At 40.7% G+C, this 19312-nt stretch carries 21 protein-coding genes; 5 read left to right on the forward strand and 16 right to left on the reverse strand.

Going from position 1 to position 19312, the window contains the following annotated elements; translation table 11 throughout:
* Positions 1–23: 23 nt before the first annotated feature.
* Together dapA and N473_RS16960 are read left to right on the forward strand one after the other, a co-directional pair.
* On the forward strand, positions 24–938 hold the full coding sequence (dapA, locus tag N473_RS16955) for a 4-hydroxy-tetrahydrodipicolinate synthase (RefSeq protein ID WP_063369008.1): 915 nt from the start codon (positions 24–26) through the stop codon (positions 936–938).
* 57 nt (positions 939–995) lie between these two features.
* A complete protein-coding gene (locus tag N473_RS16960) occupies positions 996–2294 on the forward strand; it encodes a DEAD/DEAH box helicase (protein ID WP_063368957.1) in 1299 nt (432 codons plus the stop codon).
* A 211-nt stretch (positions 2295–2505) separates the two neighbouring features.
* On the opposite strand, the gene N473_RS16965 is transcribed toward N473_RS16960, so the two are convergent.
* The 9 genes from N473_RS16965 to N473_RS17005 all read right to left on the reverse strand — a co-directional run bounded on the left by N473_RS16965 (position 2506) and on the right by N473_RS17005 (position 8849).
* Positions 2506–2898: a hypothetical protein gene (locus N473_RS16965; RefSeq protein WP_063368958.1), complete on the reverse strand. Its 393-nt coding sequence runs from the start codon at positions 2896–2898 to the stop codon at positions 2506–2508.
* Positions 2864–3412: a TonB-dependent receptor domain-containing protein gene (locus tag N473_RS16970; protein WP_155735646.1), complete on the reverse strand. Its 549-nt coding sequence runs from the start codon at positions 3410–3412 to the stop codon at positions 2864–2866. The genes N473_RS16965 and N473_RS16970 overlap by 35 nt, the downstream gene beginning before the upstream one ends.
* Positions 3403–3597, reverse strand: a complete 195-nt coding sequence (locus N473_RS16975) for a hypothetical protein (RefSeq protein ID WP_063368960.1) — start codon at positions 3595–3597, stop codon at positions 3403–3405. Before N473_RS16975 ends, N473_RS16970 begins: the two co-directional genes overlap by 10 nt.
* Positions 3598–3647: 50 nt before the next feature.
* A complete protein-coding gene (zapE, locus tag N473_RS16980; protein WP_063368961.1) occupies positions 3648–4733 on the reverse strand; it encodes a cell division protein ZapE in 1086 nt (361 codons plus the stop codon).
* A 193-nt stretch (positions 4734–4926) separates the two neighbouring features.
* The gene (locus tag N473_RS16985; RefSeq protein ID WP_063369009.1) at positions 4927–5562 is read right to left on the reverse strand and encodes a glutathione S-transferase family protein; all 636 of its coding nucleotides are present in this window, start codon (positions 5560–5562) and stop codon (positions 4927–4929) included.
* 322 nt (positions 5563–5884) lie between these two features.
* Positions 5885–7492 carry an AbgT family transporter gene (locus N473_RS16990; RefSeq protein ID WP_063369010.1) on the reverse strand — a complete coding sequence of 536 codons (1608 nt, stop codon included), beginning with the start codon at positions 7490–7492 and terminating at the stop codon, positions 5885–5887.
* Between the two features lie 209 nt (positions 7493–7701).
* Positions 7702–8010 carry a hypothetical protein gene (locus tag N473_RS16995; protein ID WP_063368962.1) on the reverse strand — a complete coding sequence of 103 codons (309 nt, stop codon included), beginning with the start codon at positions 8008–8010 and terminating at the stop codon, positions 7702–7704.
* Positions 8003–8266, reverse strand: coding sequence for a DUF3081 family protein (locus N473_RS17000; RefSeq protein WP_039610325.1), 264 nt, complete (start codon positions 8264–8266; stop codon positions 8003–8005). The genes N473_RS16995 and N473_RS17000 overlap by 8 nt, the downstream gene beginning before the upstream one ends.
* Before the next feature lie 49 nt (positions 8267–8315).
* Positions 8316–8849: an isochorismatase family protein gene (locus tag N473_RS17005; RefSeq protein WP_063368963.1), complete on the reverse strand. Its 534-nt coding sequence runs from the start codon at positions 8847–8849 to the stop codon at positions 8316–8318.
* Between the two features lie 77 nt (positions 8850–8926).
* On the opposite strand from N473_RS17005, the gene N473_RS17010 reads away from it, so the two are divergent.
* Positions 8927–9880, forward strand: a complete 954-nt coding sequence (locus N473_RS17010) for a ribonuclease Z (RefSeq protein ID WP_063368964.1) — start codon at positions 8927–8929, stop codon at positions 9878–9880.
* On the opposite strand, the gene N473_RS17015 is transcribed toward N473_RS17010, so the two are convergent.
* The 6 genes from N473_RS17015 to N473_RS17040 form a co-directional block, all read right to left on the reverse strand.
* Positions 9857–11155 carry a DUF2252 family protein gene (locus tag N473_RS17015; RefSeq protein ID WP_063368965.1) on the reverse strand — a complete coding sequence of 433 codons (1299 nt, stop codon included), beginning with the start codon at positions 11153–11155 and terminating at the stop codon, positions 9857–9859. The genes N473_RS17010 and N473_RS17015 overlap by 24 nt on opposite strands.
* Positions 11156–11157: 2 nt before the next feature.
* Complete coding sequence (locus N473_RS17020; protein ID WP_063369011.1) at positions 11158–11955, reverse strand: polyphosphate kinase; 798 nt, start codon at positions 11953–11955, stop codon at positions 11158–11160.
* 29 nt (positions 11956–11984) lie between these two features.
* A complete protein-coding gene (locus N473_RS17025) occupies positions 11985–12755 on the reverse strand; it encodes a helix-turn-helix domain-containing protein (RefSeq protein ID WP_063368966.1) in 771 nt (256 codons plus the stop codon).
* Between the two features lie 160 nt (positions 12756–12915).
* The gene (locus tag N473_RS17030) at positions 12916–13719 is read right to left on the reverse strand and encodes a DUF1338 domain-containing protein (RefSeq protein WP_039610331.1); all 804 of its coding nucleotides are present in this window, start codon (positions 13717–13719) and stop codon (positions 12916–12918) included.
* Between the two features lie 71 nt (positions 13720–13790).
* Positions 13791–14816, reverse strand: a complete 1026-nt coding sequence (gene astA, locus N473_RS17035) for an arginine N-succinyltransferase (RefSeq protein WP_063368967.1) — start codon at positions 14814–14816, stop codon at positions 13791–13793.
* Between the two features lie 37 nt (positions 14817–14853).
* A complete protein-coding gene (locus tag N473_RS17040) occupies positions 14854–16059 on the reverse strand; it encodes an aspartate aminotransferase family protein (protein WP_063368968.1) in 1206 nt (401 codons plus the stop codon).
* 151 nt (positions 16060–16210) lie between these two features.
* On the opposite strand from N473_RS17040, the gene N473_RS17045 reads away from it, so the two are divergent.
* Positions 16211–16639, forward strand: a complete 429-nt coding sequence (locus tag N473_RS17045; protein ID WP_039610980.1) for an Lrp/AsnC family transcriptional regulator — start codon at positions 16211–16213, stop codon at positions 16637–16639.
* On the opposite strand, the gene N473_RS17050 is transcribed toward N473_RS17045, so the two are convergent.
* Positions 16636–18549, reverse strand: coding sequence for a putative bifunctional diguanylate cyclase/phosphodiesterase (locus N473_RS17050; RefSeq protein WP_063368969.1), 1914 nt, complete (start codon positions 18547–18549; stop codon positions 16636–16638). The genes N473_RS17045 and N473_RS17050 overlap by 4 nt on opposite strands.
* Before the next feature lie 457 nt (positions 18550–19006).
* Here N473_RS17050 and N473_RS17055 point away from each other — a divergent pair, with 457 nt between their 5' ends.
* The gene (locus tag N473_RS17055; protein WP_063368970.1) at positions 19007–19309 is read left to right on the forward strand and encodes an isoamylase early set domain-containing protein; all 303 of its coding nucleotides are present in this window, start codon (positions 19007–19009) and stop codon (positions 19307–19309) included.
* Positions 19310–19312 lie beyond the last annotated feature (3 nt).

The following is a 19312-nucleotide window of genomic DNA, read 5'->3' on the forward strand; positions in this document are numbered from 1 at the left end:
ATAAACAATTATCTAAAAATTGCATGCGAAGTATACAAACGATAAGAAAAGCTAGCCTAATTACGGCCATCAAAACTCCATATCTCATGTCAGGTGAAATTGATCTACAAGCGTACGACGCATTAGTAGAGATGCAGATTGCTGCGGGTGTCGACGGTATTATTGTCGGCGGCACAACTGGCGAAGGTCAACTCATGAACTGGGAAGAACATTTGATGCTTATTGCACATAGTGTCAATAAGTTTTCAGACAAGCTGGTAATTGTTGGTAATACAGGTAGTAACAACACACGAGAAGCCATCAAGGCAACCGAGTATGGTTTTGCTTCCGGTATGGATGCAGCTTTACAAATAAACCCATACTATGGTCGCACTTCTGATGCCGGCGTATTGGAGCACCTTAATCGAGTACTTGAAATTGGTCCCGCGTTCATCTACAACGTGCCTGGCCGAACAGGACAAGATTTGACGCCAGATGTTATTGAGCCTCTTTCCAAACATAAACACTTTATTGGCATGAAAGAATGTGCTGGTAATGAGCGAATTGCTCACTATGAAGCGAAAGGGATTGCGTGTTGGTCAGGCAATGATGACGAAGCACATGATGGCCGCCATAAATTTCAATCGCATGGTGTGATCTCGGTGACATCAAATTTGGTACCTAAACTATTTAGACAATTGATGGATACGCCAAATGAAACACTGAACAAGGATCTACAACCATTAATGAGTTGGTTGTTTTGTGAGCCCAATCCAATTGCTATCAATACTGCTTTAATAATGACAGGTGCTGTAAGCCCAGTATTTAGGCTGCCATATGTTCCACTGAGTAAGGAGCAGCAGATAGAAGGCCAAAAGTTAATTAATGCGGTAGATGAGCAATATATTGTTGGTGGAAAGGCAAATTTAGTGGATGAGACGCTACTTAAGCTTTGTTAATCCAAATAATTGACGTATAATCTGCGACCCTTCAGTATTGGTCGCAGGTTTACCGTTATGAATTTTAAATCGTTTAGTTTTCCAGAGCCTTTATTAAAAGCCTTAGATGAAATTGGCTTTACAGAGCTCACACCGATCCAACAGGCGGCCATCCCTGTGATCAGAAAAGGTCATGATGTGCTTGCGACAGCACAGACTGGTACAGGTAAAACAGCTGCCTTTGCCTTACCGGTAATCCATAACCTATTAAAGGGTACGTCAACTAAATCACCTCGCGCTTTATTTTTAGCACCGACTCGAGAGCTTGCAGAGCAAATCGCTAATAATTGTGAATCATTCACAAAGCATACTGCGTTGCGCACTGTTGCTGTGTTTGGAGGCGTGAACGTTGATGGTCAAACCCAACGATTAGCACAAGGTGCAGATATCGTTGTTGCTACACCGGGTAGGTTATTAGATTTAGTTAGATTAGGTAGTGTTGATTTAGCAAATATCGAGCATTTGGTGCTTGATGAAGCTGATCGTATGCTGGATATGGGTTTTATCGATGAAATGCAGCGTGTAATTGCCCTTGCGAAAGAAGACAAACAGCTATTGTTGTTCTCAGCAACTTTCCCATCTGCAGTAAAACAATTTGCCAAACAAGTACTAAAAGAGCCTAAGCTCGTTCAAACTGCACCAGAGAACACGACGGCAGAAACAGTACGTCATGTGGTATATCCAGTTGAACAACAACGTAAAAAAGAGCTTTTATCTGAGCTTATTGGTAAGAAAAATTGGCAGCAAGTTCTGGTTTTCGTCAATATGAAAGACGATGCAGACACAATTGTAAAAGAGTTGGAGCTCGATGGTATTGCTGCGACTGTTTGCCATGGTGATAAAAAGCAGGGGGCGAGACGTCGTGCGCTCAGAGAGTTCAAAGAGGGTAAAGTTCGCGTCCTTGTTGCGACTGAAGTAGCGGCCCGAGGCATTGATATTGAAGGCTTACCTCGCGTAGTTAACTACGATTTACCATACCTGCCTGAAGACTATGTACACAGAATTGGTCGTACGGGTCGCGCAGGAAACTCTGGTCAAGCAATCTCATTTGTTAGCCGAGAAGAAGAGCAGTTTTTACTGCATATTGAAGCTTTGATTGGCCAAAAGATAAAGCGTTACTACCTGCCTGGCTATGAAGTCGCTAGTCGTGAAAACTTAATTGATAACTTGAGTAAAAAACCGAGCCATCAAAGACGTAAAGTTCGTACTAATAGACCTAGCAACCAAGCGAGTGGTGAAGCTCGCGTTAAAAACCGCAGTAAAATCAGCTCAGTGAGAAGCAGGTTGAAAGGCGTGAAACTTAAGCTTGATAAGTAGTTATTTAAGCTAACAGCACTAAAAGGAAGCGAGCAAATAGCTCGCTTTTTTTGTGTTCATAAAATGTTTCTAAACCAGATTTAAGCATTACAATCTGAGCAGTGAAGTATGCAAAAAGCAGCCAGCTAAAAGACTTGGCTGCTGATGGGAGAATTGATTTGATGTTTTTTATTTAAAACTGAATTGAATAATCAACAAATATGGTTCGGCCTTATGTATTGTGGTTTTCAGTATTAAATCCAATGAACCTTTCTAGCCTCACTTCGGGGACTTTATCGAAAATATTTCGCGTCCCGATGGTAAAACTGCCGTTATTATCGCTTTGATAGTTAAATCCCAGATCGACTTCTGTAGCGGATGCATAATCATCCAACTCTCTACTAGCCACTTCGTCTTCATTTGTTTCGCCTTTAAATCTATCGAGATATCTCGCAGCGATATAGGCACTATATTCATCGGTCATATAGGTTATTTGAGAGTTAACTCGGTATTGCGCCCGAATTACATAGCCTACACGATCATACTGAGGCTGATTAGGGTTTGCACGGCTGTCATAGTTTAACGTATAGCTACCATCTAAGGTAAATCTGAGCTCCCATGTCATCAAAGTCTGCACTTGCATTAAAGGTTAGATCTAGCCCAGAGGTCTCTACGCCGACCATATTTATATAGCCAAAACCAACAAAGATGATTTGGCCATTGGTATCTCTGTTAATATAAATTTGCTTAGGGTTATAACTGTCTAGCGCGTTAGCATGGCTCAAATCAATTACATCTTGCGGCTCTATTCTCGAAACTTGGTTTTTTATTTCGATGTGCCAGTAATCAATTGTGATGGCTGTATTTACTGTGATGGAGAATTGCTCAGATGTTTCTGGTTTTAAATTAGGTGTATCCAGTGCTGTTGCAGGTAGGTTTTGTGTATCACAAGTTGTGTTAGGGCAATTAGTTAAATTGTAATAGCCAGTACTTGCATCACCCACTAATCGATTTAAGCCAGCGACTCTACGTACATTGACGCTACTTGATAACTCTCCTGCATCTGGCAGACTGTATTCGTCATAACAGCTCGCAGCTTTGACGACTAATTCATCGAATAAAGGCAGATCTATCTCGATATATGCGCTTTGTAATCTCGCTCTCCAATCATATCGCCACCAAAAGAGCTGACTACATTACCATTTTCTAGTCCTGCGTTAGACTGTGCATCCATTTCATAAGTTATCTGTGTTTGTCTGTATTCAGCACCAATCGCATAGCCTACTTCGCCACTGCGATATGCAGTATGACAGATATTGTCCAATGTTTATCCCGAGGCGTTGCCTCCGGGTACAATGGGCCTATTTAATAAATTCATGTATCAGGTAACTGCCAAGATTGCATTTCTACCAGTCGGCTTTTGGTACGCTCAAATTCAAATGCTAATAACTCTCCGGTATAGAGATTATTTAGGGCACATAGTGAAGAAATAACAATGAGCTTTTTACGGTCATAAAATTCATCAATAAGTGCGATAAAACGCCTTGCCTCATCATCAAATTGCTTTGCTTCAAATGCAGGCTTCGCTCTCATATAACCATCTTCTATGCCTTGAACAACTGAGCTGTCTACTGCTGAGCACCCCATTGCGGGTATATTTTTAACGAAAATTACGTCATAGTCTTTTGCTAGTTGAATATAGTCTTGGGTTGCACGCGGTTCAGCACACAACGCTAGAAATTCTATTAATAAGCCAGCTTTACATTCACCCAAGATCTCTACAGGTCGGTTTTCAATATTGATGTTGGTCAGTTTCTCCGAGCCACCCAGTGATGAAAAAAGAGATGAAAAACCCAACTCATCATTTTCGAAAAAAAAGTTTGCTGAAAAACCATTTGCAAATCTGTGGTCATTTTCTCCGCAAATATTGACCAGTTTGCAATGGGCCAAGATTAAATCAATAGTCGGTTCGAAACGGCTTCTTTGGAGGCCATTTTTGTATAGCTCATTAGGGTGCGAATTAGAGGTTGCAACAAATACAATGCCCGCTTTGAAAAACGCATCTAAAAGACCTGCTAGTATCATGGCATCACCTATATCTTTTACAAAGAATTCGTCGAAGCAAAGTACTTTAGTGTGTTTGGCCCATTGTTTGGCAATCACGTTTAATGGATTCTTTTTTCCTTGGATCTCTTTAAGCTGCTGGTGGATTATTTGCATAAAGTGATGGAAGTGAAGCCGTTGCTTGCGATTACTCCCCAAAGTGTCAAAAAACATGTCCATTAGCATGGACTTCCCTCGTCCAACAGGTCCGAAAAGGTAAATTCCTTTTGTGCGATCCGAAAATTCAATTTGATTGCTAAGCTTGTCTAGTTCATCAATGGCTGTAACTTGCGCTGGATCGAAAGTTAAAGTGTTGCTTTCTATAAGTTGATTATATTTATCTAAAAGGCGGTACATAAGCAGTGGGGTAGGGAGTTTGAATTCTATAATACGTTGAGTTGCGTGAGAGATAAAGTTAAGTAAACGATTAAAGTTTTGCTAAAATAACTCTGCTTCTAATAATGAGGTAAATTAAAAGCCAATTACATGACAAATTAGATTATGTAAAATTGGCTTTAGATTTGTATTTCCGATACAAAGATAACTGGTTTTATTTGTAAGGGCTTAAATCAGTTTGTTCAGTTTCGCAAACCTGTTTAATGACAGGGTGTTTGGCCATTTCACGAAGGTATTTTGCTAAATATTCAAATTGAAGTGGCGGTGTATTTAACTCATCGGCCCAAATACATAGCATAAATAAATAGCAATCACAGATAGTGAATTGTTCATTTACTACATAGTTTTTACCTGACAAGTGCCTATTCACAATAGTAAACATGTCAGTGAGGCGAGTTTGCTGGGTTTTAATGATATCGTCATACATCAAAGCGCTTTGTGTATGGCGCTCAGGGTAAAAATATATCATTAATTCAGCTTGTATTGTCGTTGTAAAGTACATTAACCACTGATAAAAAACACCTTTTTGCACAGGGTCAGTAGGTATCAACTGACTTTCAGGGTGTTTCTCTGCAAGATATAAGCATATTGCACCGCTTTCAAATAGCACAAACTCATCATCTACAAGTGTGGGGATCCTGCCTGTAGGGTTGAGTCTTAAATATTGTGCAGATTTTTGAGCGTGTTTTTTACGGTCAACAAGTTCTAGTTGGTACGGCACTTTGAGTGCTTCTAATACAAAATGTGGAGCGAGACTGGCATTGCGAGGGTAATAAAACAAAGTGTACATAACTGGCCTTATCATCAAGTTTTTTATTGGTGAGAAAGCTCCTTTTACGGTTATTCCTTTAGGACTTTAGGACAGCATTTGAATAATAACAAATGCTTTGACGTATTTTTATTCAAAAATTTAAATCGCCCAAAGGAAGTTAACAAGATTAACCAGGGGTTTCTCTGCCGTTAATAATTTTACCTTAAATAGGAAAGTTATCTACGTATTTAATTATATGTAGCAAAAATAATGAATAAAGTAATTAGAGGCATTTTTTAGAGGTATTAAGAACAGAAAGGTGAGAGCATTTTTGCAGTTGCAAAAATGCTCTTATTATTAATTAGGGCGTGTAATATATTGGTGAATTCGGTCCTACAGGTAGACCAAATCCAAATACCCAGATGTAGAATAGTGCCACCCAACCGACAAAGAAGAACATACTGTAAGGCAGCATAGTCGCGACCAAAGTACCTATTCCCATGTCTTTTTTGTATTTTGTTGCGACAGCTAAGATAAGTCCGAAATAACTCATCATAGGCGTGATCAAGTTAGTTACAGAATCACCGATACGATAAGCTGCTTGAATTGTTTCTGGCGCGTAACCAACAAGCATTAACATCGGTACGAAAATCGGTGCAGTTACAGCCCACTGAGCTGAAGATGAGCCTAAACATAGGTTAACCATTGCGCACATCATAATGAACAAGATGAATACTTCTGGACCAGTAAGATTTAGGGCTTGCAGTAGCGCAGCGCCATTGATAGCCAAAATAGTGCCGAGGTTGGTCCATTTAAAGAACGCCACAAATTGAGCAGCGAAGAAAACAAGCACAATATACATACCCATTGAGCTCATGCTCTTACTCATTGCATCAATGACATCACGGTCAGTTTTCATAGTGCCGACTACACGACCATATACAAAACCTGGGATTGCAAATGTTACAAAAATGAGGACAACGATACCTTTTAGGAATGGGGAGCCAGCTACAGCACCTGTCTCTGGGTGACGCAGAATGCCATCTTCTGGCACGATAGTTAGCGCTAAGATGCTACATACGATAAGTAGAGAAACACCAGCCCACTTTAGACCGCTTTTTTCTTTAGCAGTTAAGTGCTGAATGTCGTTTTCTGATAAATCAACGCTTGCGTCATCTGGATTGTATTTTCCAAGGCGCGGCTCAACAATTTTTTCAGTCACTAAAGTACCTACAATGGCAATTAAGAAAACTGAAATCATCATGAAGTACCAGTTTGCTTCAGGACCTACATGATAGGTTGGGTCAATCATCTGTGCTGCGGGTGTTGTGATACCAGCTAGCAACGGGTCGATTGTGCCAAGAAGTAGGTTTGCACTGTATCCGCCTGAAACACCTGCAAAAGCCGCGGCAAGACCAGCGAGAGGGTGTCTACCAAGACTGTGGAAAATCATGGCAGCTAGTGGAATAAGCACAACGTAACCAAGCTCAGACGCGGTATTTGATAAAATTGCCGCAAAGACAACCATAAAGGTTACAAGGCGTTTAGATGCGCCCATGACCATACCACGCATTGCAGCTGATAGCATACCTGAATGCTCAGCAACACTTACACCAAGTAGCGCCACCAATACCGTACCAAGTGGTGCGAATCCAGTAAAGTTGGTGACAAGGCCTGTCATTATTTTTTGTAGGCCCTCTGCACTCATCAGGCTAACTACTTCGATGACACCGTCAGCATCACGTCCTTTAGCTCCCTCTGGACGAGGGTCAATTGCACTCAAGCCCATCCAGTCGGCAATGCCACTGAAGACCACGATTGCAACACACAAGATTGCAAAAAGGGTGATTGGGTGTGGGAGCATGTTCCCTAAAAACTCTACGGTTGCCAAAAAGCGATTGAATAAGCCGCTTTGTTGTTCTGGCGCTTGAGAGTTTTTATTCGCTTTAGTCTCTACTGCATTCGACATAGCAAGTTTTCTCGGTTCCAAAAAATGCGACATACCATATCACTTTTTCATTCAGCGGTCATTTATAAAAGTTAACTCAAGGTGAAAATGAGATAAAATTACAACTATCGGTGACGAAGAGCGGTCAATATTTATGATGTAAGTAAGTACTCTGTTTTGCCTGCATAAATATTGTTCTATTCAGGTTGAAGGTTATGTTTTTTAATTTTTTATTCTGATTTTTGAGGTTGATTGACGCCTTTAAAAAGCAGTGGATATTGACGACATTTATTTCCAATATGGTCATCAGCCATAATTTGCTGGCAGATACGCTCGATGTCATCATCTGCTGCAAGGATCCACTCTAGGTGTTCAATGGTGCGCTTAAGTCCTTTTTTTAAATAAGCTTGCTGTTGGTAGTATTGACAATTAGCTTTAATCACGTCAATAGCGGTTGGATTTTTCCTTAAGGCGTCGACGACCTGTTTCATATATGTTTGTGATGACTGTGTAGTCGCTCTGTTTCTATTTCTAGTCATCTAACATACTCGCAATGTAATTAATTTTTTTCATGAAATCGGTTTTTTGAGATTCTTTGTCATAATTAAATTGGTATGTGTTATGAAAGCCAAACCTTAAAAAAACCCCACTGCCTTTTAAATAAATTGTGTAACCATCGGGATCCGAAAAAGCGGTGATACCTTCAAACTGTTTTCCTTGTTCATAATCTTGACCTTGTTGCCTGATATGTTCGTACACTTTTAAGATGAGGTTGCTATTTAGTTCATTCTTCATATTTCACCAAATATCTGAAACTGATTGTTAATATTACTATCCGGGCGGATTAACGGATCAGTTTTGATATGGCTTTAAAGTGAGGATGTTTTGCATCTTTAATCATGTCAAATAGCACACTTTCTAAACTCATAATCACTGCCCCATCATGCCTTAATTGTTCAATTGCCCATGTTTTATGTTGGGGGTTTCTGGAAGCTATCGCATCTGCAACGACGATGACAGGCTGTCTCAACTTTAATAAATCTCGAACGGTTTGATAGACACATACATGCGCCTCAATACCAACAACCACTTTGGTTGTTGTCGGATGTAGATTGACCGCTGCTTTTGACGAAGGGTCGTTTAGTGCACTAAATGTCGTTTTTTCAAATCGACATATGTTGAAACCAGCGAGTAGGTCATCTGTGTGCCCTAATCCTTTAGGGTATTGCTCAAACAGTAAAGCTTCATATGATAACAATTCAGCAGCGTGTAGCAGTTTTTCTGTGGTAACCACAACGTCCGAATATTGCACTATATGTGGTTGAAAGCTCTTTTGTATATCGACAACAAGGATTTGATAAGCGTCAGTATGGTCCATTGATTAACCCTTTAGCTATTGTTTGACATCACTTAAACTATGTACAGAAGTATCATCATTATGGATTTAAGTGAGTTATGCAATTGGAGTTTTTGGGGACTTCATCCGGGAGCCCGTCCGCTTTTCGCAATGTTTCAGGCGCTGCGATCAAATTTGAAAAGTCAAAAAAGTGGGTATTGGTAGATTGTGGGGAGGGAACACAACATCAAATACTCAAATCTAAACTATCCCTTTATCAACTCAGTTTGATCTGTATTAGCCATATTCATGGCGACCATTGTTATGGATTACCTGGCTTATTAGCATCTATGGCCATGTCGGGTAGAAAAGAGGCAGTGCATATCGTGGCGCCTAAAAAAGTCATTGAGTTTTTGCATGCCACATTTTCACTTACAGATTTGGCGCTGCCTTTTGATCTTAAAACTAACGCCATTGAAGCGCTCAATTGCGCGAGTTTGAACTTTGACTTCTGTAAAATAGAAGTCATCACACTAAAGCATCGAGTACCCAGTTTTGGGTTCAAAGTTAGCGAAACCCTCATACCGAATAAATTAAAAATCAGCTTGTTGAAACAACATGGTATTGCGACAGGCCCTCACTTTAATCAATTACAAATGGGTTTTGACGTAGAGTATCAAGGGAAAGTACTCGTATCTAACACATATGCTTTCCCCAGCTGGCAGCCTCGTTCAGTGATTGTGTGTGGTGATAATGAGAAACCAAGTCTATTAAAAGGGCACATAGACGGTGTAGACGCGTTAGTTCACGAAGCGACTTATACTCATAAAGACCTCAAGAAAGTCGGTCACCACACTGGTCATAGCGATGCGAAACGGATTGCAGAGTTTGCTAACCAAACTAACGTACCATTATTAGTATTAACACACTTTAGCGCTCGCTATCATGGGCCCGGGTTGTTGGATAATTTGGAAGAGGAAGCTCACACGTATTATCAAGGTGAGCTTGTCCTCGCGAGTGACGGGCTTATGGTTGATATTCCAAAGGTACTACTTTCTGAGAGCCTTGAATAATTCCCAGTCTTCATTTACTTGCTGTGCATATTGATTCGCTTTTTGTATCAAAATGGTAAACAGTGGAGGCAGGGCGGTTATGCAATGTTCTTGAAAGTTCATTGACCGTCTGTCACCTCTCATATGTGCGTAAGCTAACACTTGTGCACAGCTTTTAGCATATTGTTCAAAGCCATTTTTGTGTGCTGCACGCTTGCCCAAGGTGATATGCTCAGGATCAATACCGACTCGTGCATGATGACGAGAACGCACCAGCCAGTGGACACCCTGCCAAAGCGCGTCATCAATGATCAAATCCGGTCTACGCTGCATTTGTCGTTGGCAGTTGACCGTTAAGTGGGCATGGTTGAGGCGATTTATTGGACTTAAATCTTTAAAGTAGTGCAAAGGAGCTGCCAATGTTTGCTGTTTGACTTCGACAATATGATAAAGCGCCGGTGTATGCAGATCTTTGGGGCCTACCAGTAAATAAAAGCGCTTTAAATGATTGCTGCCTGTGCCTGCATCTAATCTTTCAACACAGTCTATGATATCGTCATCTACATATGGCCTAAATTGCTCTATTAGATTGGCTTTAATATCGCTGTGAATGGGTTCAAACTTTAGCGGATCAAGTTTAAATCGCAATGGCACTGAAGTAAGTTCGACGTCTTTCGCTAAGGTACTTTTGACATTAAATGCCGAGCCACCTACCAATCGCTGCAAGCCTTTTTGCCAACGCTTGTGCAATATATGGTCTTTGTCGAAGTCAGTCAACGCGCTTTGGCTATTATTCTCACCACGTAAAGACGCTTCGCAAGTTGCAACATAATGCGCCAAAAACTCAGTTTGAGCTTGAGGTATGCGCTCTGTTAATACAGCAGGCTTTTGCTTGATGTTCATCGAGTCCGTCGACTCTTTAATGTCAAGTCCGGTTTGTTGCGCTAAGTTTAAACTGACTAAAAATCGGAAAATATCCCAAATCGCGTGACCGATACAGGCATCGTCGAAGTCATTTGGGGTGAATACCAGTGTTTCACCATGAGAGCCTTCTTCGCTCAAAAAACCGAAGTTACTGGTATGACAATCTCCCATTATCGTGGTGACTGGAATATCGTAAACGGAGGGAGGTAGATCAATCACCCCGTCAAAAATGTCACTGTACATCAGTGGTGCAGTGCCGCGGAAAAAGTGAAAGGCGCTTCCTGCCATTTTTTCATGCTTACTTAACTTTGTGGATGGAGTTGTTCCATCATGGTGTTCAAAATAACGAGTGAGCAGTTTGTCACGATTCATTTTTATGTCCCCTTGTGCGTGATTCCGAGTTGTTGCTCTGCAAGTTCCACTATTTTGGGATCTATCGGTGGTGGTTCGATGTTTACATTTTCGCTCAGTGCCAGAGTAATTCTTTTCACTACCTCAACACGTGCAAACCATTTATGGTCACCTTGTATTATTGACCACGGTGCGCAATGCGTATGCGTCTTTGAAAACATATCCTCGATTGCAGTTTCGTATTCGTGTCGTTTATGTCTGTTCCTAATATCTTCTGCGGTTAGTTTCCAGCGTTTATATGGGTTGTTTAATCGCTCAGAAAATCTCTTCAGTTGCTCGCAGCTACTTATATGTAAAAACAGTTTTATGACTTTAATGTGATCGTCGAGTAAAAGTTGTTCAAATTCGTTGATTTCACGATATGCCCGCTGCCACTGAGAGGCTGTGGCAAACTCTTCAATTCGCTCTACTAATACTCTGCCGTAATACGAACGATCGAATATGGTGAGAGAACCTGGTTTGGGGAGCTTATTAAAAAATCGATATAAATAATGTCTGCCTTGCTCTTCGGCGCTCGGCGCTGCAATGGGATATACTTGATAGCCTCGAGGATCGAGCTTTTCAGTAACACGCCTAATTGCGCCTCCTTTTCCAGCTGCATCCCAGCCTTCTAATACGATAACAGCCCTTTGTCCTTGATGGTGGTAGGCTTGCTGGACATGTAACAGTTCATTTTGCCAATATTTAAGCGCCTGTTTGTAGGCTTTTTTATTATCAAGTGCAGGGAACTCATTGACGTGTCTTAAAGAAGGAGTTTGGATTGGTTGCCCACAAGGAGTGTTGTTATTATTCAAATTTCTATCCTCTGCCGATATTGCCTCGGCGTTATACCCATTACTTTTTTAAATTGCCGATTAAAATGGGATTGATCAGTATATTCCAGCTGATGCGCAATATCGGTTAATGAACATGTTGGGCTCTGTTTGAGTATATTTCTGGCCTTAGATACTTCTATAAGCGTTGCATATTCTTTTGCAGTCATTCCTAAGGCTTGGTCAAAGATCCGCTCTGCACGCCGACTGTTGATTTGTAGCGTGTCATAAATAGTTGCAAGCTTTATTGATCTGGGTGCTAGCTGTATCTCTTTTGTGATGGTTTCGAGTAAGCTCGATTGTGGCTCGTTGCGCGTTTTAAAACGTTGTTCGAGCCATTGAGAAAGAAATATTATTTTCTCTTTTAGAGTGTACTCACTCTGAGTTATTTTTGTCATTAAACTTTGGCAATTTGAAACCACATCCAAAAGCTCGATGCACTGATTTTTTGTCTCTTTTAATGGCATAGTCGTAAAGCTTTTGGCCCCTAGAGGTGTCAGTCTGACGCCGATGAGATTTTGCACTTCATTTTGAAAATACCACATTGTTGTTTTAGTTTGCGGACCGATAAAATAGGCTCTATTAGATAGGTTAGTCTCGTTCATTTTCGATTTGCCTGAAGCAACAAATAATACCGATATGTACCCATCACTATGTAAAGCTTGGGGTAATAAACGATGGGTGTTGGCATACCAGAAGTTAATAACAAAGGGGCTGAGTTCTGCTGGGGGAGGTAAAATAGTATACATGCTGCCCTCATCCTTGTAGGTTGCGTCAAACTAGAAGATTATTTAATCGGTTATATTTTTAAATTTATCTCTTTAATTTATCTGGCGCAATAAAAAAGCAGCCATAGGCTGCTTTGGGTGTTTAAGTTAGTTTACTTCAATTCATAACAACACAGGATGTTTATCTAGCGTTGGTACTTTCGAAGATTTTATCTGCAGAAGCCGCTACGAAGCCCGTATACAATTCACCGTCAGGTTTGTTGTAACGAAGGGCAAACTCGTAGAAGCAACTTGGGATTTCAAATTTGCCGTCAGAGAATTCAACAGGGTGGTGATCAGCAAGTGTAGAAGATTGCTCAAGTAGTACTTCAGGTGAGCCTTTGATTTCACCACCAGATGTATTTAGAGAGAAACCTGCATCTTTAAGTGCTTGGTTTACTGCTTCTATGGTCTCAAAATTAGCGAGGTAATTGATGTTTACCGTGAAGTGGTTTGCACGGTAACCCCAAGCTGACATCCAAGCTGCGTATTCACTTTCCGCAAGTAACTTTTTATAGGTTTCATGGCTCACTTGCCAGTGCGTACCAGAGTACAAGAAGTTTTCTGCAGTAACGGCACTTTCATCGATGCTATCAATCATTTGGCCAACGATTGCTTGAAGTTCATCTGAGCACTTTTCTAAAAGTAGTTCAGAGATGAAAACTTTTGGCTTACTTGGATCGCTGTGCTCATAGTGCTTCGCATACAATTTCTTAGCTTCAAAGTGATATTCACCACACTCTTTGTAACCAACAGCTTTGAAATGTGCAGCCAGCTTTTCTAAACCAATTTTTTCATGATTGAAAGTACGTAGTGCAATATGGTCGTTGATGACATCGTCTTTTTGAGTTGAACCTAAAAGCTCGTGTACTTTTACAGCAGATGGAGTAACTGCTAAATAGTTGCTCCAAAGGTTCTCAAATAAGCTATCTACATTGTTGTGCATAATGACAATTCCTTAATATAACGGCTTGGCCGCGTTGTAAATGTTACGACAAAGCACGACGTATTTAATTGTTATAAAACAAATCCACTGATCTTATCACCTTGCTTCAACTGCAATGCTTCTGCTGTTTTTGAGGTGATTGTGAATGTTTGTGTATGTTCATTCCATACTACCGCAGTAGTAAATGTGGCTCTAAATTGCGTAAGTTGGCCATTGGATAGCGCCCAGGTTGTTTCACTGTGGGGCAGCTCTTCAGCGATATCTAAAGTTCCGTTTTGAGTTTCACGAACAGTCCGAATATTCTCTAATCTTGCTTCGACTGTTGGACCTGCATCGAACAAGTCAACATATCCTCTGTGCTCAAAACCTTCTTTTTGCAGCAGACGCAGTGCAGGTTTGGTTTTTTCATGTACATGGCCGATAACTGCTTGGGCCTCTGGGCTAAGCAAGTTGGCGTAAATCGGATATTTTGGCATTAACTCGGAGATAAACACTTTATCGCCCAAGCCCACTAGGTGGTCGGCCTTTGGGAACTCAATACTAAAAAAGTGTTCCTGTAGCCATTGCCAAAAAGGGCTGTGGCCGTTTTCATCACTGACGCCACGCATTTCAGCAATCACTCTATCGCTGAAGCGCTCAGCATGTTCTGCCATGAATAAAAAGCGAATACGCGACAAGAATCGACCTGCTAACCCGCGTCTAAATTGCTCTCGTAAGAACAATGTGCAGATTTCCGAACTACCAGTGTAGTCGTTACATATTGATAGGATATCAACGGTGTTGTACACATTTAATGTGCTAGAGTGGTGAACGGTTTTGCCTTGATGGTAATGATACAAGGGGACCTGCATCCCAACAGCGGCCTCAATCGCTGTAGTACCACTAATTTCACCTGTTTCTAAATCTTCGAGGACAAATAAATATCCCTCATCGATTGGCGCATTTAATGATTTACAGAAGCTTTCTTGAGAGCGTTGTATCTTACTTTCCAATAGCTCGTCGTCGACAGGCAAAGATGTGAAACCATGGCCTGACTCTACCGCGATGTTTTTTAACGCAGCAAAGTCTTTGCTGCTAATAGGTCTAAGTACTTGCATAAAAATATCATTTAGGGCGACGAGTCGCCCATAAAAGTTAAGCGTTTACTACATCCGCGACAGCCAACTCAAAACGGGCTAAACCAGCTTTGATCTCTTCTTCCGTAATCACAAGAGAAGGAGTAAAACGCACCACATTTGTACCTGCAACAAGCGTCATTAAGCCGTGCTTTGCACTTGCGACAAGGAAGTCTCTTGCTTTACCTTCATAGTCACCTTTTAGTACGCAACCTAATAGTAGGCCTTTACCACGAACTTCGCTGAATACATTATATTTTTCGTTAATTGCATTTAGGCCATCGCGGAACAGTTGTTCACGCTCTTTAACACCATTTAATACTTCAGGTGTATTAACAGTATCAAAAGCTGCTTCAGCTACGGCACATGCCAATGGGTTACCACCGTACGTAGAACCGTGAGTACCAATTTTTAAATGCTTCGCAATATCAGTTGTGGTGATCATCGCACCAATTGGGAAGCCGCCACCTAATGCTTTAGCTGTTGTTAAAATATCAGGAGTAACATTCAAGCCTTGGTATGCGTACAAATCACCTGTACGGCCAACACCGGTTTGTACTTCATCAAAAATAAGCAGGGCATTGTGCTTGTCACATAACTCTCGAACACCTTGCACAAACTCGATATCCGGAGAGATGATACCGCCTTCACCTTGTAGAGGCTCCATCATAACTGCACAAGTTTTGTCAGAAATGACTTTTGCAAATGTTTCTAAGTCATTGTAGTCAATGTGAGTGATATCTTGTGGTTTAGGGCCAAAGCCATCAGAGTAGGCAGCTTGACCACCGACGGTTACGGTGAAGAAAGTACGGCCGTGGAAACCTTTATTGAATGCAATGATTTGCGTTTTTTCTTCATTATATTTATCAAGTGCAAAACGACGTGCCAGTTTTAGAGCCGCTTCGTTTGCTTCAGCGCCTGAGTTTGCAAAATAGACTTTGTCTGCAAATGTCGCATCAGTCAGCTTTTTAGCGAGACGAAGTGCAGGTTCATTGGTCATTACATTTGATAAATGCCAAATCTTTTCACCTTGCTCTTTCAATGCATTTACCAATGCTGGGTGGCTATGTCCTAGACAGTTTACTGCGATACCGCCAGCAAAGTCGATGTACTCATCACCGTTTTGGTCCCAAACACGTGCACCTTTACCTTTTACTGGTATAACTGCAGATGGATTGTAGTTAGGTACCATTACTTCATCGAATAATTCGCGATTCACTTGCATGACGTCGTCCTCATATAACTTCAACTTCTGGGCACGAATATATGTGCCTATTCTTATTCCGACATTATTGCGTGATGTGATGGAAATTTGCAGTGTAATTTTGTATAAAATGAGTAAAATGTTCGTCAAAATGACACTGGTATTGTGCAAAATGATAAGTAAACAAGATGAGAGATTGATTTCTGTACTGCGTAGCAACGCGAGGGCGAGTATTTCTGAGCTAGCAAGGCTATTGGATATGTCCCGAACAACGGTGCAATCACGATTGCAAAAGTTAGAGCAAAGCGGTGTTATTCAGGGTTATAAGATTGATTTTGGGCAGGATTATTTGGGAAACCTTGTAGTGGCGCATGTTTCGATTAAGGTCAAACAAAAACTCACGGCAAAAACCAATATTGCCCTGAAGCAGCTCTCACATATTTCTGCTTTATATGCGATTAGCGGTGAGTACGACATGATAGCCATTGTAGAAGCGCAAAGTTTAGAGCAATTAAGTCAGTTATTGGATGAAATAGGGAATCTTGATGGGGTAGAAAGAACGAATTCAGCCGTTATCTTAGAGACGAAGTTTCAGCGCTAATTGGCTTTGGGCAGCCATACACTCGTCCCAGTAGTGGCAATGTGATTGACATTGCCTTTAAGTACTTTATCTCCAACATTACGTGAGGTCTCGGGGCGGCTGACCAAGTAACCTTGCACACAACAAATACCCATATCTTTGACCAACTCAAACTGATCAAGTTGTTCAACACCTTCAGCAACGATTTTAAGCCCTAACTGTGCACCAAGCTCACTGATAGAGTTTAGAATTTTGAAGTATTTAGGGTTGTCTTTTGCCTGTGAAATAAACAGTTTATCAATTTTAATTACATCTATTGGTAAATCAGCCAGTGTACTTAACGAGCTAAAACCCGTGCCAAAATCATCAATTGCAATTGTTACACCCGCACTACGACATCGTTCAAGCTGAGCAATAATTTCATCGCTTGCTGTGATTAACGTTGACTCGGTGATTTCGATCATTAATGAGGTTGCTGGCAATCCTGACTTTTCAAGTGCTTCTAAAACCCAATCATAAACAGGGCGGTGTTTAAGTTGAATACCAGACACATTCACAGAGATTTTTACTTTTTTCATCCCCGCATTATGCCAGGCAGACATCTGTCGGCATGATTCAAGTAGGATCCAATCTCCTAGTTCTAAAATTAAATTTGACTCTTCAGCGATGGGTATAAACTCAGATGGCGGAATTAACCCTTCAATAGGGTGGTGCCAACGTGTGAGGGCTTCGAAATAATCTATTGAGCAATCTTCAACATGGACTATTGGCTGAAAAGAGAGTTGAAAATTTTGAGAGGCAATGGCAAGTCTCAATTCTTCTAATAAATAGTGATAGCGCCTAATTTTATTCCCCATTTCCGGAGAGTATACTCTGAATATACCCCGACCATCCGTTTTAGCACGATACATGGCAACATCTGACATTTGTAACAGGGCATTCGGCGTGGATGCACTATCAGGGAATACTGCAATACCGATACTGGCACTTATTTTTACAAGCTTGTTCCCAAGTACAAAATCGCGCTCTATTTCGCTAAGAATAGTTTGTGCTATCTCTGTACAAAAGCCAGCGTCATTCAAATTAGGCACAAATATAGAAAATTCGTCACCGCCTAAACGAGATAAATTTTGGTCTAAGCCATGCACTGGGTGAGCGTCGTTGAGCTTAAATTGTCTAACCACTTGTTCAAGCCTTCTAGAGACTTGGATCAATATTTCATCACCGAAGCTATGACCGAAAGAGTCATTAACTTGTTTAAATCCATCTAAGTCAATAAATAGTAATCCGCATTTAGACTTGCTTTGATCTGCAATGGTGAGTTGCTCACTGATATGTTCAATATATGCATGTCTGTCTATGAGTTTGGTGAGTTTATCTTGATAAACGTGACTATCTGATTGTATTTTTATGCGTTGTAAGTTGTCACTTAACGATTGCACTGCATAACAAATTTGTGTAACTGGGCCACCTGAATGTAGCTCTTTATGTTTGATATCAAGTCCATTGAGTAATGCATTTAGGTCTTTATTAATCGCATTTAGTGCGTCTAACTGAGTTTGTTCACGCTTATTGCGCTTTTGCTGGGTAATAAAAAATAGTACAGCGAGTATGCAAAGCATGAGTAATGTGGGCGATGACCAAACCAGTTTAAATATGCTTGTGGTTGGGGCAACCGTATACTGAGAGGGTTGTTTAGTGATAACAACAAATGTGTGGTTATCTACCTCGATGAATTTTTGGTCGTAATAGACGAACTGATACCAAGGAGAGATTTTCTCTACTTGCTCTATATTTTTGGTTTGCGTGTGTAAAGGGAGCAATCCGGATTGCGCATTCAGGACGTGTTTAGCAAAAGTCAGATTTGCAGCAATACCAATTACTACAACACTGACAACAGCATAAGCTAAATTTTTAAAAACATTCTGCATGATTTACACAATCCAAAATTAACCGAAAACCGGATCCTTCATGTTCCTGTAGTATACATCAATTTGACTTCAGGGATGACAACCTTTTACACGCTTTTATTTACAAGTGCAATTATCAAAATTATTTCAATTTAATTTAGGGACAATCATTTACACTTCTCTGAGCAAGATCAAATATCAATATAATTCACTTTACACGATAATGATTCTTATCTACTTTTTTAAGTCATTGGCCTAATTATTGCTCAAATTCAGATGGGCAATAAAAAGCAATGGGCTTACTGTCCAAAAATGTACTTTTCTGGTGCAAATTTTTGCTGTATTGCACTGTAGTGAGGCGTACAAGGTTACTTTATGTACTAAACTATTCTCACAAAGCGTATTCGTGTAGCGATATATTATACGACATAGTTTTGTGGCAAGGAACACCAACCAAGTTAGGTTTTTGGAGCCAAAAATGTTAACAAAACGTTTTTTTAAAACGAAAAACGAAGCCGAAATCACATTTGAGTTTTCTCACCCTGAAGCAAAAAAAGTAGAGCTAGTTGCAGAGTTCAATGATTGGCAGCCTCTCAATATGAGATTCAACAAAAAAGAGCAGCGATTTAAACTCAAGCACAGACTGCCTACGGATAAGAAATTTCATTTCCGATATTTAATCAATGGTAACCAATGGGATAACGACAACTGTGCTGATGGCTATGCTGCGAATGGTTTTGGCAGCGAAAACAGCATTGTTGATACGCAAAGATTGGCTTAGTCG

The sequence above is a fragment of the Pseudoalteromonas luteoviolacea CPMOR-1 genome (assembly GCF_001625685.1).
Lineage (GTDB): Bacteria > Pseudomonadota > Gammaproteobacteria > Enterobacterales > Alteromonadaceae > Pseudoalteromonas > Pseudoalteromonas luteoviolacea_K.

What these genes read in the sequence shown, in the direction of transcription:
- N473_RS16965 (WP_063368958.1), bottom strand. Translation starts at nt 2,898, where the DNA reads ATGACATGGGAGCTCAGATTTACCTTAGATGGTAGCTATACGTTAAAC.
- N473_RS16960 (WP_063368957.1), top strand. Translation starts at nt 996, where the DNA reads ATGAATTTTAAATCGTTTAGTTTTCCAGAGCCTTTATTAAAAGCCTTA.
- dapA (WP_063369008.1), top strand. Translation starts at nt 24, where the DNA reads ATGCGAAGTATACAAACGATAAGAAAAGCTAGCCTAATTACGGCCATC.
- N473_RS17055 (WP_063368970.1), top strand. Translation starts at nt 19,007, where the DNA reads ATGTTAACAAAACGTTTTTTTAAAACGAAAAACGAAGCCGAAATCACA.
- N473_RS17000 (WP_039610325.1), bottom strand. Translation starts at nt 8,266, where the DNA reads ATGAAGAATGAACTAAATAGCAACCTCATCTTAAAAGTGTACGAACAT.
- N473_RS16995 (WP_063368962.1), bottom strand. Translation starts at nt 8,010, where the DNA reads ATGACTAGAAATAGAAACAGAGCGACTACACAGTCATCACAAACATAT.
- N473_RS17015 (WP_063368965.1), bottom strand. Translation starts at nt 11,155, where the DNA reads ATGAATCGTGACAAACTGCTCACTCGTTATTTTGAACACCATGATGGA.
- N473_RS16985 (WP_063369009.1), bottom strand. Translation starts at nt 5,562, where the DNA reads ATGTACACTTTGTTTTATTACCCTCGCAATGCCAGTCTCGCTCCACAT.
- N473_RS17030 (WP_039610331.1), bottom strand. Translation starts at nt 13,719, where the DNA reads ATGCACAACAATGTAGATAGCTTATTTGAGAACCTTTGGAGCAACTAT.
- N473_RS17045 (WP_039610980.1), top strand. Translation starts at nt 16,211, where the DNA reads ATGATAAGTAAACAAGATGAGAGATTGATTTCTGTACTGCGTAGCAAC.
- N473_RS17040 (WP_063368968.1), bottom strand. Translation starts at nt 16,059, where the DNA reads ATGCAAGTGAATCGCGAATTATTCGATGAAGTAATGGTACCTAACTAC.
- N473_RS17025 (WP_063368966.1), bottom strand. Translation starts at nt 12,755, where the DNA reads ATGTATACTATTTTACCTCCCCCAGCAGAACTCAGCCCCTTTGTTATT.
- N473_RS17050 (WP_063368969.1), bottom strand. Translation starts at nt 18,549, where the DNA reads ATGCAGAATGTTTTTAAAAATTTAGCTTATGCTGTTGTCAGTGTTGTA.
- N473_RS16990 (WP_063369010.1), bottom strand. Translation starts at nt 7,492, where the DNA reads ATGTCGAATGCAGTAGAGACTAAAGCGAATAAAAACTCTCAAGCGCCA.
- astA (WP_063368967.1), bottom strand. Translation starts at nt 14,816, where the DNA reads ATGCAAGTACTTAGACCTATTAGCAGCAAAGACTTTGCTGCGTTAAAA.
- N473_RS17010 (WP_063368964.1), top strand. Translation starts at nt 8,927, where the DNA reads ATGCAATTGGAGTTTTTGGGGACTTCATCCGGGAGCCCGTCCGCTTTT.
- N473_RS17005 (WP_063368963.1), bottom strand. Translation starts at nt 8,849, where the DNA reads ATGGACCATACTGACGCTTATCAAATCCTTGTTGTCGATATACAAAAG.
- zapE (WP_063368961.1), bottom strand. Translation starts at nt 4,733, where the DNA reads ATGTACCGCCTTTTAGATAAATATAATCAACTTATAGAAAGCAACACT.